Annotated in this window: 10 protein-coding genes; 6 read left to right on the top strand and 4 right to left on the bottom strand. The window is 38.8% G+C overall.

Going from position 1 to position 15,810, the window contains the following annotated elements; genetic code table 11:
• Positions 1-129: 129 nt before the first annotated feature.
• Entirely contained in the window at positions 130-693 is a 564-nt protein-coding gene (locus Q4600_RS09600) for a tRNA-uridine aminocarboxypropyltransferase (RefSeq protein ID WP_303516021.1), read from the bottom strand.
• 79 nt (positions 694-772) lie between these two features.
• Between Q4600_RS09600 and Q4600_RS09595 the strand changes: the two genes are divergently transcribed.
• From Q4600_RS09595 to Q4600_RS09585, 3 genes are all read left to right on the top strand, one after another.
• The gene (locus Q4600_RS09595) at positions 773-1,396 is read left to right on the top strand and encodes a LysE family translocator (protein WP_248954703.1); all 624 of its coding nucleotides are present in this window, start codon (positions 773-775) and stop codon (positions 1,394-1,396) included.
• Positions 1,397-2,265: 869 nt separating this feature from the next.
• Positions 2,266-2,772, top strand: a complete 507-nt coding sequence (locus tag Q4600_RS09590; RefSeq protein WP_303515726.1) for a hypothetical protein — start codon at positions 2,266-2,268, stop codon at positions 2,770-2,772.
• 175 nt (positions 2,773-2,947) lie between these two features.
• Positions 2,948-4,417, top strand: a complete 1,470-nt coding sequence (locus tag Q4600_RS09585; RefSeq protein WP_303515725.1) for a capsule assembly Wzi family protein — start codon at positions 2,948-2,950, stop codon at positions 4,415-4,417.
• Positions 4,418-4,503: 86 nt separating this feature from the next.
• Here the strand turns inward: Q4600_RS09585 and Q4600_RS09580 are convergent, their stop codons facing one another.
• Positions 4,504-6,048, bottom strand: a complete 1,545-nt coding sequence (locus Q4600_RS09580; RefSeq protein WP_303515723.1) for a sigma-54 dependent transcriptional regulator — start codon at positions 6,046-6,048, stop codon at positions 4,504-4,506.
• Between the two features lie 29 nt (positions 6,049-6,077).
• Positions 6,078-9,635 carry a PAS domain S-box protein gene (locus Q4600_RS09575; RefSeq protein WP_303515721.1) on the bottom strand — a complete coding sequence of 1,186 codons (3,558 nt, stop codon included), beginning with the start codon at positions 9,633-9,635 and terminating at the stop codon, positions 6,078-6,080.
• A gap of 253 nt (positions 9,636-9,888) precedes the next feature.
• On the opposite strand from Q4600_RS09575, the gene Q4600_RS09570 reads away from it, so the two are divergent.
• The 3 genes from Q4600_RS09570 (at position 9,889) to Q4600_RS09560 (ending at position 13,765) form a co-directional block, all read left to right on the top strand.
• Positions 9,889-11,070, top strand: a complete 1,182-nt coding sequence (locus Q4600_RS09570; protein WP_303515717.1) for a SpoIIE family protein phosphatase — start codon at positions 9,889-9,891, stop codon at positions 11,068-11,070.
• 193 nt (positions 11,071-11,263) lie between these two features.
• Positions 11,264-11,707, top strand: coding sequence for an ATP-binding protein (locus Q4600_RS09565; protein ID WP_303515715.1), 444 nt, complete (start codon positions 11,264-11,266; stop codon positions 11,705-11,707).
• A gap of 543 nt (positions 11,708-12,250) precedes the next feature.
• Positions 12,251-13,765, top strand: a complete 1,515-nt coding sequence (locus Q4600_RS09560; protein WP_303515713.1) for a KAP family NTPase — start codon at positions 12,251-12,253, stop codon at positions 13,763-13,765.
• A gap of 108 nt (positions 13,766-13,873) precedes the next feature.
• Here the strand turns inward: Q4600_RS09560 and Q4600_RS09555 are convergent, their stop codons facing one another.
• Complete coding sequence (locus Q4600_RS09555) at positions 13,874-14,929, bottom strand: PIN domain-containing protein (protein WP_303515711.1); 1,056 nt, start codon at positions 14,927-14,929, stop codon at positions 13,874-13,876.
• Positions 14,930-15,810: the final 881 nt, after the last annotated feature.

Genomic DNA, 15,810 nt, shown 5'->3' with positions numbered 1-15,810 from the left:
TCAACTTAGATATAGATATAGTTATAGTTATAGTTATAGCCATAACACTGAATTTGCGGGAATTGAGTCACTCAATTCCCGCTTTTAAATCTCAAATGTATAAAGCTAACTTGTACCTGTCATTTGTTATCACTGCATTTTATGAGCGATTTGCTCCTTTAAACATTTCATAATGCTTTCAGCAGATTCTAACTCTCCAACTTGAGATAATATGTGCGCAGCGCATTCAGCCGTACACAGGCCTCCTTCAAGCTGATTTCTTCTTAGCTGATAAATGGATTCAACCTTGCTATCAATTGAGACTTTTTTAAGTTGCTTGAGATAAGGACTACGATTGTATATTTTGCGCGCTTCTTGCCACGTAGAGTCAATAATCACTAATGCGTCAAAATTTGAAAATGTATCGGATTCAAGCCTAATACTGGTATCAATTCTCTCTGCAGAATCAATTGAACCTACTACGAGGCTGGGCTGGGCTGGCAATTCAGGAAATAATAATCCCACTTTCGCTGACGCGATTAACTGAGTCAGTTCCGGGTTGGGATTTACTCTGTCCCAAGGTATCACCAGTGCACGCTCTTCTAATACAGCTTTCACCCAACGACCTGTATTGCTCGGTCTAGTGAGCTCTTTTTGATGTGTAAGCAAGATGATTTTCAATACTTGTATACCTTTAACGAGAAAGAGACATATAACTACAGATAAGCTCGGCTGATTATTATATTCTATTCACAATATAGAAAAGCATAATGCCTCAGGAAGCGCGATTATAATGGAACTACAGCAATCACTCAGCCTTTTATTTACCATGTTCATACTAGCAATAGTTCCAGGCCCTGTTGTATTTGCGATAATTTCACGTTCTTTCTCTCATGGTTTAATGCCAGCAATGCAATTATTTCTCGGGGTACTCATCGCTGATTACCTATTTATCTGTATTGCGCTATTTGGCCTTACAGCACTTGCCAGTGTGATGGGCTCTGCATTTATTATTATCAAATATTGCAGCGCCGCTTATCTGTGCATTTTAGGCTTTCAGCTTATTAATGAGAAACCACAAGCAGCTCAAATTGCAGATATAGGAGAACATAATAATTTCAAAGGGATAAAAAATACCTCAACAGGCTTAATGATAGGACTAAGTAATCCCAAGGCTCTTATATTCTACATTGGGTTTTTCCCTGCATTTGTCCCCTCAACCAATATTAGTGTCAACGATGCCTTGATCGTTATGAGCATCGCAACGATTGCCTTTGGAAGTATTAATCTTTGTTATGCATTAATGGCGGTGAAAGCGAGAAAAGTATTTAAATCAGCAAAAGCCAATCGCGTGATTAACCTAATAGCCGGAAGCATCATGATAATAGCGGGAATCTTAATAGCACTTAATATATAACAACAGCATCCACAAATAGCTAAAAATGTTTTTTAAAATGTGAAACCATTTACTTTAGTTTTTCCTTATATACACAGCGCAGATCCTTATTCAAACTGCAAAAATAACTCCAACTCCTAGCGACATCAACACGATCAATTTACCTATCAAATTTACTTATATTGTAGAGTTTGTATGTTGCAAAAAGGATTTGTTGTTAATAAATGGTTTGAATATCATTGTTTCACCCACTCATATGTTGCATAACTTGCACTTAATCTACTGTATATAAATAAATCAATTACCTTTCTTATTGCTCGCGCTAAAATAAGTCATTAACTAGACTTAATTATCTATAGGGTTACCAATGATTGTAGAAGTCAAAGTACATTGCAGTCACTGTAAAGAACACCTAATGACAAACAATGAATACTACCCTGGTCGTTTCACTGATTGTGAGTGTCCAAGTTGTCTTACAAGATGCGAGTTTACTCAAAGTATTCAAGAAATGGTGTCTGTATCAAAATGGTACAAACCATTGAGTTGGGGTAAGCGAGTTCCTCTAACTGAAATTAAGTCATAATTTAAAGATTTTAAATTGGTTCAATCGTTGTTCAGGTATTGTTAGCTATAGTTAGCTTTCGATAATAACACTTTGATAAAAGTTAATTGGTGATGACACTTTGGTAAGAGCTTATTGAGCTAGGCTATATTTACTCAGCTTAATCTGTAAATCAGAGCCATTTTAAAAGAGGCATGTAAAAAGAGGCATGCTAACAGTCCCATTTTAAAAGAATCATTATCCACTCTTGCTCGCTCAGTAAAAGCCAACTGTGAGTATGCGACGTCATTTAATACCTTGATTTATCCGTTACATTTTGGAGTTCAATATGCAAATTCAATCGTCAGTTAGTACTCAACAAGTCAATGATGCAAGTGCAACTACTACGAGTATTACACCAGCAGAAAGTGCCAGTATTGCAACTTCAAAATCAAGTGCAAGTGCAAGTGCATCTCAAGTTGATAGCGTAAATTTAAGTGCTCAAGCTATAGCGTTATCTAACCAAGCCGCAACAATACCTAACCAAGCAGCTCAGGCCAAGCAAACTAATTCTGCTTCCTCTGAAGATGGTACCCAACCATCATTACCCAATGATGGAGAAAAAGTAGAAAACTATGTCCACTACAAAAAGGCTCAAGCTCAATATCAGTTCTATTCTGACTTAGCGGGTGTTGCTAATGGCAGCGATAATTCGATGAGTGCGACATCTGCCTATATGGTTAAAAATAACGATGATGCAAGAGCCGCCACCGTGCAGGCAGCCAACATGAACAACCAGCAAAATATGTTAGATACTTATATGCAAACCACTCAAAGTATTAATGAAAGTGTGTGAAGTGATAATTAATAACATTGATATAAAACATTCCCATCAACTCAGTCATTGTTATGTAACAAGCAGTAAAAAATAAGCGCCTTTATTATATGAATACTCAATAGGCTGTTATTATTGCGAATAACAGCCTATTTTTTATTAGTTGATGTAATACTTTCATCTAAATGAGTACAAAATGAAGTTAAAAATACTAGCAGGGATTGCATTACTAAGCAGCTTTTCAACGCAAGCCGCTTGGTGGATTGAACCTACCGACCTACCTCTTCGTGCCGACATTCAACTCTTAGCTGATACAGGCATTATTCTTCAGCCTGTTACTACATTTCCATTAATGTGGTCAGGGATTAAGTCTGATCTTGATAACGCTGCTGAAAGCCCGATGTCAGTGCATCAAAAAGATGCCTTTCATCGCGTCATGCGTGCCTACAACAAAGATCATAAAGCGGTGAACTTAAGCGCAGGTCTTTCTGGTGCCAATGAACAAGCACGCTTTATTGGTTACGGTAATGATTACCGTGATAAAGCTGAAGTTGAATTCACGGCAGAAGTCACTCAAGACTGGTTCAGCGGACGTTTAGCGGCAAGCTACCATTACGATGCCATCGATGGTAATGAATCACGCCTTGATAACAGTTTCGCAGCGGTAAAACTCGGCAATTGGATTGTTACCGGTGGTGCAGTACAGAAGTACTGGGGGCCAGGCTGGGATTCAGGTTTAATTCAAACGACAAACGCTAGACCTATGCCTGGGGTTACATTTTCAAGAAACAACAGTAATGCCTTTGAGACGCCATGGCTTAACTGGATTGGCCCATGGACGTTCACTACCAGCTTTAGTCAAATGGAAAGCGATCGTTATGTCGCTGATACTCAACACTGGGGCGCACGCGGTACCTTTAAACCTATTTCAAAGTTAGAAGTTGGTTTTTCATGGACTATGCAGTGGGGCGGTGAAGGCTACGGAAATAGCTTATCAGACTGGTGGGATGGCCTAACAAATGGCGGCGTTCACGAAAGTGAAGAGGTAAATGGTCAAGAAAACATGCTTGCGGGATATGATTTTAGATGGTCAGATACCGCATGGGGCGTGCCTTATGGCATTTATTACGAACGCATCCATGAAGATTATCACAATGGTAAAAACAAACTGATCAATGCGTCTAACATGGGCGGTGTTGATATTTACATTGCTGATTTAAGCACCCGGTTTTTTGCAGAATACTCTGATACTGCAGCATCATGCGGCTTAGAATCTGATGTGTACAACTGTATGTACGAGCACGGTTTTTATCAAGATGGTTATCGATACTATGGCAGAAGCTTAGGTAGCACTTACGATAATGATTCGCGAGTGGTGGTGCTAGGCGGCATTACTCAGCTTGAGCATGGCCAAAGTCTTAGCACTAAGTTCCGCTACGCTAAATTAAACTTTGATGGTGTCGATACTGGAAATCCGTCAGGCGGGAACCCAGTATCACCAGGGCGATATGAACGCTTATACCAAGCTGATGTTAGTTACCATCGTCCATTTTACGAAGGTAAATTAAAAATCGGCGGTACTGTGGGCTATAGTGAATACCCAGAAATTGACACCAGTAGCGATTGGGAAACCACTTTCTACGCTGGTTGGGAACGTGATTTCTAAGCAGTAAAAGTTTATAAGTGATTGAACAATAGCCCATCAAACTTGATGGGCTTCTTTTATTTATAAGCAAAAATTTACAACCTGCTTTATAGCCCTTTATCTTCCCACTGCTGCTTTTTACGGTAAATCGTTGAAGGACTTACATCTAACAATGCAGCAGCTTTAGGGATATTGCCATCACATTGCTCTATCGCTGTTTCAATGGTGATCTTTTCTGTTAGCCAAAGAGGTTGAATATCTTCTGCTGATCCGATGACATCAACGGGTTCAGCGAGTGCAACAGCAGAACTGCTCACGTTACTCTGATTCGCACTTGTATTGCCCCCAATAGCCGCATCACTTGCGGTAAGTGAACCATCACGTATCAATTCTTGCGATTTGGCATTAATCTCTGTGACAGTGGAAATAGCAATGGGATTCACTTGCGACTCGCTTTTAGAATCAAGTTTAGCTTGCGATAATGCCGCAGTTACCTGTGCAGGTAACATGTTAATTGCCACCTCATCGGCAATATTAAGTACTACGACCTGACGGATGACATTTTGCAGTTGGCGCACATTACCCGGCCATGAATACTGGGTAAAACACCTTTCAACTTCTGAGCTGAAACGTTTAAATGTTTTGCCTTCTTCTTTGCTATATTGTTTAAGTAATTTTTTAGCAATAGAAATCACATCTTTACCGCGCTGGCGCAGTGGCGGTAATTCAATAGGAATGACATGAAGGCGATAGTATAAGTCTTCTCTAAATCGGCCATCTTGCACTTCTTTCCATGGGTCACGATTTGTTGCGCTGATAAATCGCACATCGACTTTTTCTTCTTTACTGCCGCCCACACGTTGAAATACACCAGTCTGAATAAAGCGCAGTAATTTGCTTTGCAGCTCTAAATCCATCTCACACAATTCATCAAGAAATAACGTCCCACCATCTGCACGAGTTGCCGCGCCGTCTCGATGACTTACAGCTCCAGTAAAGGCTCCTTTAGTGTGACCAAAAATTTCACTTTCAATCAAATCTTTTGGAATTGACGCACAATTAAGCGCAATAAAAGGCTCTTCAGATCTGATCCCCGCTTCATGAATTGCTTGGGCACAAACTTCTTTACCTGTGCCACTTTCACCAACGACAAAAACTGATGCCTTACTATTGGCAACACAATCAATCGTGTTATACACCGTTTGCATAGCCAGGGAGTCACCAATAAAACCATGGAAATTAGTTTTAGGAAGGCTGTTTTCATAATTAGACACTAATGCCAATAAGTCTCTTTGCTTCAAAGCATTACGTACGGTTATTGATAACCTTTTACTGTCGAAAGGCTTTATCAAAAAATCAAACGCCCCCGCTCGCATCGCATCAACGGCTAAATCAATCGTGCCGTGAGCAGTAATCATAATCACTGTAATATTGGGGTATTCTTTTTGCACCTTAGTCAAAATATCCATACCCGACATGTCAGGTAATTTGATATCCAGTACTAATAAATCAGGCTGTTTACGCGCTAATTCTTTTAATGCATCTTCGCCAAAATTAACATGGGTCACTTCCGCGCCTTCTGCGCAAAGGTACTCACTGTATAACGCACCTAATGACATACTGTCTTCTACAAGAATGGCACTAAATCCCATGTGATAATTCCTTTTGGTATTCAACTATATTATTCATCGGTTTCTATTTTAAACCTTTGCTTAATTTCAGATAAACTTTGTTCGGACACGCTAAATATTTGTTCAAATAACGCCGATAGTGGTTCATTGCTTGTTCTAGAAGCCGCTTCTAACTGTGTTGCCACTTCAGATAATTTCTGCGCGCCAAAACTACCTGCACTGCTCTTAATAGTGTGCACTTGGTCTTCGATCTCGTCACGGTTTCCATCTGGAGTGAGCGCTTTTAAGGTGTCAATTCGCATTAACGTTTCACCATAAAAAACCTTCATCATTTTAGCCAAGCTCGCTTTACCTACCGCTTGTTCTAATTCATCAAAGACCCGTTGATTTAATAATGTATTATCAGTTGCACTGTCATCTTGAATCTCAGCCTTGTTTTCAGAAACTTCATCGCCGATACCATCAGTCACATTATCACTAAGTTCATTGCTGGCAACAGCCAAATCTATATCTGAGCCTGAGTCTATATCTAAATCACTGCCTGTATCAGAGCCAGCATCAGAGTCTGTATCAGAGCCAGAATCTGCAAGCGTAAATTGCATCCCCATTGTCATAACGCTGTCTTGCTTTACCTGACCAAGCCAATGACTCACACCTGAAATCAAATCAGATTTGTTAACCGGTTTACCAATACAATCCAGCATACCTACCGCTTTACAAGCAGCAATTTCTTCACTAAAGACATTGGCCGTCATCGCTAATACGATTTGATCAGGCTTATGGGCTAAGATTTTTTGGCAAGCTTCTAGTCCATCCATTTCAGGCATTCTGATGTCCATCAAGATCAAGTCAAATTCTTGTTTCAGCGCGAGTTCAACCGCTTCAACGCCATTATTAGCGTAAGTCATCACAGCGCCTTCATTAGTCAGCATAGTCCCAGCAACCATTTGGTTTGCAGGACTATCTTCGGCCAATAATATGCGGCAACCGTCAGGTAAGGTGGCAACTTTCTCTAATGGTTTTTCATGAGTATTATCAGCCGTTGCGCCTTTAATTAAACTCAATAACATTGCACGGCTTAATGGTTTGCTTACTGACTCTTCAATACCTAATGCAGAAATAAGCGTTTGAGCATCATTATTCACTCCTGAAGATAAAGCTGAAATATACCCAGACTCAAATAAATAGTCGCTACGCAGTGAAGTAACTTCTTTTTCTTGTGCGGCTAGTAAACAAGTATCATCCAACATCACTAAATCAAAACGGCCACGGATTCGAGCGTTTTTAAACACTGAGCTAACCTGGTGTTCGTATTTAGTCTCAACACCATATTGACTATATTGTTTCTTAATCAACTTACATACCGTTTCATCAGGGTGGAGTAACAGCACTCGAGGGTGTTCTGGTAATCTGACATTATGGTTTGTCGCTTGACTAGACTCATCTAAAAGAACAGAAAGCGTAAACTGACTGCCCTCTCCTAACTTACTGGTCACTGAAATTGAACCGCCCATCATTTTTGCCAGTTCAGAACAAATTGCCAAGCCTAATCCCGTACCTGCATAACTCGTAGTATGAGTGTCATGAACTTGTGAGAACTCACGGAATAGTTTCTCTTGTGATGCTTCACCAATACCAATACCTTGGTCAGTCACGCGACAGCATAATTCCACTTTGTCATTACCACGATTAGGGATCCACACTTCAACTGAAATACAACCATGGGTCGAAAACTTAATCGCATTATCCACTAAGTTCTGAACGACTTGCCTAATTCGCTGCGCATCCCCCACCAGCATTTGCGGCACATTACGATTAATGTAACTGGCTAAATGCACGCCTTTATCGTGGGCTTTATGGGATAAAATTTGCAGTACCTGAGCCACAAGCTGATCAGGCTCAAATTCTTTGGGATCTAACACCATTTGACCCGCTTCAATTTTAGAAAAATCAAGTATGTCATTGATGGTGCTGAGCAATACCGAACCCGCTTCTTTAGCAGTTCGCGCATACATGCGCTGACCTTTTTCAAGGCTGGAGTCCAACAGCAAATCAACACTGCCTAAAACAGCATTAAGCGGCGAGCGAATTTCATGGCTCATAGTTGCCAAGAAACGGGATTTCGCTTTACTGCCTTCCTCCGCTTGCTCTTTAGCTTGGCGTAACTCTTCTTCTTTGGTTTTTTGCTCTGAAATATTACGTAAGAATGCGGTGTAATACATTTCATCACCTAGCTGAATTGGAATCACCCTTAATTCAACTGGGAACTCGTCGCCTGCTTTATCATGCGCAGGGACTTCTATTCGATTATTCAATACAGGGCCTTCACCAGTCTTACGATGATGGTCCATGCCATTTTTGTGCGCCTTATGAAAGCCATCTGGGATAATGAGGTCTTCTAGTAATTCGCCTAGTGCTTCTTCACGTTCATAACCAAATAGTTTTACCGCAGCAGCATTAAACTCTTCTACACGGCCGGCAATATTAATGGTGATTAACGCATCATGACTGGCTTCTAAGGTCGCTAAATGAATTGACTGAGTTCTTGCAGCTGAAGCTTGCTCCTTTTTAAGCTCAGAGACGTCTTTTATAAACCCGAGGAACAACACTTGACCATCAATTTCCATTTTGGAAATTGATAACTCAATAGGAAATAAGTGGCCATCTTTATGTTGCGCTTGTAACTCTCGACCTCGACTGAAACCGATTATTTTTGCATCGCCACCATTTAAATAGTCTTGAATGTAACCGTCATGCATAAAACGATCAGCCATCGGCATTAAAATCGACACATTCTCGGAGATTAACTCATCTTTCTGATAACCAAATAATTTACTGACAGCTTTATTAACTTCATTAATCACACCATCTACATCTATAATAACAAACCCATCAGCTGCAGAGTCTAGAATGGTATTTAGGCGAACATTGGCACCTTTTAAATCGTGTCGTTCTTCATCTACGGTTTTTAGCATTTCATTAAATGCATTGGTGGTATCGGTAATATCTTGAGTACCAGGTTCATCCACCTGCACTCCCATTTCACCATTCAATACTCTTTTTGAAGCATGCTGAATATTAAATACATGCTTAATTAAGCGTAAGCCTTGAAACCAAGACAAAATAGAAATCAGAATAATAACCAGCAGCATCAGAGCACTATATTTCATTGCAACGCTGACAACACTGTCATCAAATTCTTCAGTGTTGACCATCAGTTTAATTTCAACCCCAGTTCCATTATTGGACTGTGCTTCCACTAAAACTAAATCCTCAACATTTACTGGATCAGTAGATTCGAGTAACTCAAAAATACCTTGGTTATTTCTTTGGGCAGCATAAAGTCGGTTGTCGCCTTTAAATACTTGAACAGACTCAATATGGCTGATGTGATGTTCTTCTAAAGATTGCTTAAGCAGTAATATAGATTGGCGTGGATTATTGACATCAACACTATTGGCCACTAAAACGGCAGACAAGTGACCTTGTTGTTGAATTTCAGTTTGATTGGCAATTTGGATTACTCCGAGGCTGTTAAAAATCAGCAGCAAAAGTAAAGCCGCTTGCATTAACCCAATTGCGATAATGGCTTTTAATCTAAATGACAAATTCCTTCTCCTAATGCCGCTTGAAAACCTATCCATGTTATTGAGAAATAACCACTATAAATCCAATATAAAGCATGCCACAACTCACTATGGAACACCTCGTTGCATTTTGCAAAAGTTAATTTGCAAAATGAAAATACGCAATATTGCATATTGCGAATAATCGAATATAACTTTGATAATCAACAACAAAAAAATTTGGGAACATAAATTGCTTTAACTCACTATACCTCTTTATTTTTAGGAAACAGCTATGCAAAATGCAAGTGCTCCTGCAAAAAGTATGTCGATTTTATTAGTAGAAGACACTTTTAGTGAGCGTTATTACATTGCTAGCCTCATACAGAGCTTTCAGCCAGAAGGCGTGGAGTTCGTCATCACTCAATGTGAAGATGGGCTAACTGCATTTGATACTTGTAAATTACATCACTTTGATTTAATCATCAGTGATTGGCGCATGCCTAATATGAGTGGTGTAGAGCTATGTAAACGCTTAAAAGAGGCCAATAATCCTGCATTTTTCTTATTACTTACCGGAAATGATAAAACTGAGGACATGGTTTACGCCATGGAAACAGGCGCTGACGACTACATAACAAAGCCGTTTCTCGCCTCTGTTCTTAAAGTAAAAATACTTGCTGCAGTAAGGTTAATACAAGCCAAAAAGTTAATTATTGATAGTAAGCTTGAACTCGAATCAATACTCAGCCAAAAACAAACAGAACTCAAACAAGCCGCAGCACTGCAACAATCTTTATTACCCAAAGATAACTTGATATTTGATAACTGGGAAATTCAACATTATTTTGAACCAGCAGCAGAACTGGCTGGTGACATTTTCCAATGCTTTAGAATTTCTGAAGACTGGATAGGCTTTTATGTCATTGATGTATCAGGTCATGGGGCGCCTTCAGCAATGTTGAGTTTTACCTTGGCACAAGGATTATCTCCGCAGCGAATGGACTGGCAACTCCCACCAGAAATCTTAATGCAACGGTTAAATCTGTTGTTTGACGACCCTGCCAATTTAGGTCAATTCGCCACTGTCATTATCGGAAAAATTAATACTCAAACGCACACAGTACAAATGTGTAGCGCTGGTCACCCTATGCCATTTTTACTATCTAAACTCGGTGTTAACACTCTTGAAATCCCATCGGGCCTCCCTATTGGGATAGACAATAATAGCCAATATAAAAGTGCTGAATATCAACTCAACTCAGGTGAACAGTTATTACTTTTCTCTGATGGCGTTTATGAAGTTAGCCACCCCTTACACGGCATGTTTGGCTTAGAACGATTTAAACAGCGTTGTTTAGAAGCCAAAGCAATGCCGGCGCATCAACTGCTTAAGCATCTTATATATGTGCTGAATCTTTGGAAACAGAATGACCCCCAAGATGATATGTCTTTACTGCTTTTTTCAGCACCTTAATATCTATTACTGATAGTAATCATATGAATAAATACAATGCCTTAAATAGATTGTTCTAAGGTTCTATCTGAGATTAAAGAAATCGAGAATGAAATGAATGAAAACTGAACATAATGACTCTAAGGTAAATAACTAAACTTTAACCAGCAAAGTCAAAATGAAAAATAGCTACATCGGCTTTTAAGGATTAATTATGAATAGCTTACAAATGAATACATTATCAATGAATGCAAAACCAATGGATAGCTTGCAGATAAATATTGCTTTAAACGAAATGACACCAGAGCAAGTTTATGACGACATTGAAGCCTTTTTCATTGTTAATAATATTGATTCACAGCAAAGATTTAAGCTCATGTTATGTATTTTAGAGTCGGTTAATAACGTGGTTCAGCATTGCCCAGAAGATGCAGAAATTGTCACGGTGATGCTACAAAACCATCAAGATAATATTGTCATTGATATATTGGACAATACCAAATATGTAAAACTATCAGCGCCCAAAAAGTGTCCAGAAATCACCCAACCCAATGGCCGTGGTTTATGGATAATGGAGCAATGGATGGATCAAATCGAAAAGCAAGCCACTGTGCTTGGAACACATTTAAGGCTTTCTATGCAAAAGCAGCCAGCCTAATATTGTTCTAAAACTTGCTCCATAGTGCTGTACTAGTGCTGTATTAGTGCTGTATTAGTGCGATATTAGTTTTGCTGATATCGTTTGGTCAGTATTTGAGATGACAAGAACCGAAATAACGTTTTATATGAACTGACTAATTAACCATGTTTGTAAGGTCATTTAGACATAGGCAAGGTTAGCATCAAATGGTTTATTGACCGTATAGAGAACTTTATTAACATTCAACCTAACTCATTTCTGGACAATTCCGAGTTACGATGAACAAGTGTAGCTGAACTTTCTGATAACTTATTCTATTCCAAACACATCAATTGACTACAAAGTAGTGGCCAGTTTTGCCAAACCACTACAGTAATCAGTGTTACGATAACAAGATTGAATGCGTTAGGTTTATTCTGCAAGTGTTTCTTCAAAAGTGAACTTACGATTCTATTTATTTTACAATTCTAGAATAAAAAACACCTTACTTCATCGGTTTTAAGTGAGACTTATTTAGTTTAATCAATCAAATATACTATAGCATCAGAGGTAAATAAATCCGTGCCCCATACTGAATTAGTTTTTAACTGGGATGAACCAGTAATATGTCAAAATGGGGATGTTCTATACCCCTCTGATACATTAGATAGATGTAAATATGCAGATTTTCTCTACCAATATCTTGCTAACAATTCATCAGATACTGGATATGTACTAAACCTTAACGCTGCATGGGGTTCGGGGAAGACTTACTTCATCAATCGTTGGGTGGAAAGCATTAAAGAAATTCATCCGGTTGTTTATATCGACGCTTGGAAACAAGACTACTCTGATGATCCAATGCTTACAGTTATTTCCTCCATCGTCAGCGCACTAAACAAACACCTACCTGAAGGAAATGCCGAAGTAATTGAGTTTGGTACAAAAGCCAGTCGGTTCTTTAAGTCAGCCGCACCGCTGCTTGCAAAGGGGCTAATCAAGAAAGCAACAGGTCTAAACATAGATGATGTGTCTACTGAGGAAGAGCTTGAGCCTAGCACTGGAGAAGATAGTAAGAATAGTTACAACTTAACTACTGAGGCTGGTGCGGCGTTAGCTAAGTGCCTAATCGATGATCACAATGAAAAACTAAAAACAGTAGAACATTTACGAACAAGCCTTAAAAACACAATCCAAGCAATACAACAAGATCCAGAAAAACCTAATAAAAAACCTACTTTTGTATTTATAGATGAGTTAGATAGATGCAGACCAAGCTATGCGGTTGAGATGCTTGAGGTCATCAAACATTTCTTTGAAATAGGCGACATAGTGTTCGTAATTGCAACTGACACAGAACAACTTCAACACGCAGTGAAAGCGGTATATGGGAACGACTTCGATGCACAGACTTATCTAGGACGTTTTTTTAAAAGACGTTACTCCCTTAGCAGCTTATCTCGCAAGGAATTCGTAGGACAATATCTAGGTGGTGTGGAGACTATGTCTAACTGGGTACATCACTGCCCGGCGGTACATGAACGAAGCCACCTAACGGGATTGGTACATCAAATTGCAGATTCTTTTAAGTTATCCTTAAGGGAAACAGAACAGTTAACTGACAAGTTTCTCGCTGTTCTAAACTACACAGATAAGTCATTCAATACGTACCTACTGTTAGTTTTGTTCGTAATACGAGAAAAACACTATAGCCTATATGAGTTCTGGACTAATTCATCAAATAAAAATATATATAGTCGTGAAATTGTAGAAGAGCTCAAGTTAACAAATATAAACCTAAGCTCCTCTATAGCAACAGGTTTTGATGATTTTTCGTTTGTCACAACCACAACGGGCCATAGTGACCAAAAAACTTATTTCGGACTAAACGAGTACTTAGATTTATCGCTTTTGTATGCTTGGCCAATGGGTGAGAGCCAACGCAGAGTGGTATTGAGCGATATCAATCAATCCATTGGCCATAACACCACAGATGTTGAAAGAAATAGAGCACTGTACAAACAAATGGTATGTAATCTGAGTGCAAAAAAAATAGACTACATCAATTGGGTTGAGTTAGCGGTGTCATTTGACTAGTTTAACCAAGCACCAATAACGACGGCGCTTTTTAGCCCGTCGTTTTTATCAAACTTCTTTCCCTAGGCACTCTAATGCACGATAAAGCCGCAGCAGCGCTTTTTTTGATCATTTATATGGATATCCATCATCATACTGAAGAGTTATTGAACTTCCTTCATCTATCAATATGTCACAAATTTCAGTCAGTTCTTTATCTTCTTCATTAAACTCAACTTTCATTGAAATATCATAAAATTCGTCAAACTCCATATTTTGACTAAATGTTTCGACAAATATGTATTCTTTATCTTCTCCATCCCAAATAGAATTATCATAATCAGGGCCGCTAACATCTGCCGTACACTTTATTCTCACCTTAAGACTCAATGTTGCTGATTCTTTATCGATTTCAACCACATTGATTTCAAAAATTTCATCGTGCGTTACTTTGACATTCTGGACTTCTGCTTTCCAGTTGTCAGAATAGTCAAAGTAGCACTCAATATAAGCTTCTCTAATGGATTCTCTAACCCAGTCCGTTGCTTTTTCTACATAGGAATGAACGATTGTTGTCAATCGCTCTTCTGCCCTGTTATAGATATCCAGAAACTCAGTGAGTTTGTCCACACTAATAAATGAATCATAACTGGCACAAAATCCTTTCAAGTCCTTGTCATCACTTATGACGTATACAGACTCTCTTTCATCATCAGTCCAAACTTTTAAGCTAAGCAAAGAAATTGCATCAGGGAATTCATCTTTTTTCTTGCCTTCACTAAATGGAAATGAACCATCAAAATAAAGTGACAATAATTCACTATTACAAATATCATTAGGATCGATGACAGAAATATTGGAATCCGATATGTACTTATCCCATCTAGCAATAGCTAACTCTGTTAAGCTCTGAGTATCTAAAGCAGCTATTGCTTCATCAATTTCTTTTGGAATGTATCCCTCGATTATTGATATAGCTTTTTCGATCTCAGATTTTGATTTTTCTATTAGGGCTAGCTTTTCTGTAATTTTGCTCGTAACTTCATTTTGTACGACTTCAGAAATTAGAATGTTTAGTTTTCCAGCTTCTCCGAGCCTGCTTAACTTTGACAGCACTCTATTTTCAAACTTAAACCCTTGTCGCATTATTGCTTGCGTATCGATAAATACATTTCTAGTTTCCAACAGAGCCTCCTTCAATAGTGCTGACTCATAAGATTTAACGTTTTAGTATTTATGCGTTGCGCTGTTTGCAGGGCATAAATCGCTTGTTGGACTTGGCATCTGCCAAGTCCAGGTTAATTTGGTATGCTTTATGCTATAGGGATTTGCTTTTTTTGATACTGACTCTGGGCTGTAGAGCTGTTTTGAATTGATTATATGGCTTGATATGTACTTTTTTCATTGAAATTCCCTTGTCATTGTTGTGTTCCATCACATCTTTTAAAGTCTAGCTGATTCAATGAGGATAATATACTCGATTAAGTCCTCATTCGGCTCCGCGCAGCGGCTTAGCTCAACATATAAATAGTGCGCATGCGCATATTTGGCAAAACGCGCATGCACATTTAACAAACCAATCATCTAAGCCTTGTTATATCAAAGCTGTTGATTTATAAGGACTCTACCAGAGTGGTGTTGAATAAGCGAGCACGAAAAATTGAAACGTGAGCATTGATATTGCTCCCTTATCTAAAGTAATCAGTAATTGTCATTTATCGATTGGTAAAAGTAGGTCAACTGGCTTTTGACTTTTCTATGCTGCTTATCATCTGAAACTTACAATGGGGCATGAACGTGTCAGCAGCAACTCACTGACACGTATTTGGACAGAAATCATTTAGATCAAAGGGTCTAAAGGTTGGTCGTGGGATTAGTAAATTTTGCACAATAGAAACTCTATTTTGTTTGAGCATTCGAAATATACAGACACATTAAAGGGAAACTGCCAGTAACAATCGTTAACAATTTACCCTTAAGTTTAAGTAACTGGTCAGCCATTGTTAATTAGATCGTCTAAAAACTATAGATTAGAGTAATTACTTCAAACTTTGATAGTTATTTAT

It is taken from the genome of Shewanella sp. 2_MG-2023 (genome assembly GCF_030548905.1).
GTDB classification, from domain to species: domain Bacteria; phylum Pseudomonadota; class Gammaproteobacteria; order Enterobacterales; family Shewanellaceae; genus Shewanella; species Shewanella electrodiphila.
This window is presented reverse-complemented; position numbering and strand designations above follow the sequence as displayed.